The organism is Bradyrhizobium sp. CCH5-F6, assembly GCF_001556045.1.
Classification (GTDB): domain Bacteria; phylum Pseudomonadota; class Alphaproteobacteria; order Rhizobiales; family Xanthobacteraceae; genus Bradyrhizobium.
On sequence record NZ_LSIC01000069.1, the window covers coordinates 1 to 286 of the forward strand.

The 286-nt window shown below is 68.9% G+C and carries 1 protein-coding gene; it reads right to left on the minus strand.

The features are described from left to right. On the minus strand, positions 1-286 hold a 286-nt coding region (locus AX729_RS41115), incomplete at both ends, for a methyl-accepting chemotaxis protein (protein ID WP_245325142.1).

A 286-nucleotide genomic window follows, 5' to 3' on the forward strand; every position in this document is an offset into this window, starting at 1 on the left:
CGGCGAGCTTGCGCACCTCGGAGGCGACGACCGCAAAGCCCTTGCCGTGCTCGCCCGCGCGCGCGGCTTCCACCGCCGCGTTGAGCGCGAGCAGGTCGGTCTGGCGCGCGATCTCCTGCACGATCGTGATCTTCTCGGCGATGGTCTGCATCGCGTTGACGGCGCGGCCGACGGCTGCGCCGGAGGCTTCCGCATCCTTGGCCGACTGCGCGGCGATCTTCTCGGTCTGGCTGGCGTTGTCGGCGTTCTGCTTCACGTTCGAAGCCATCTCCTCCATCGAGGAGGA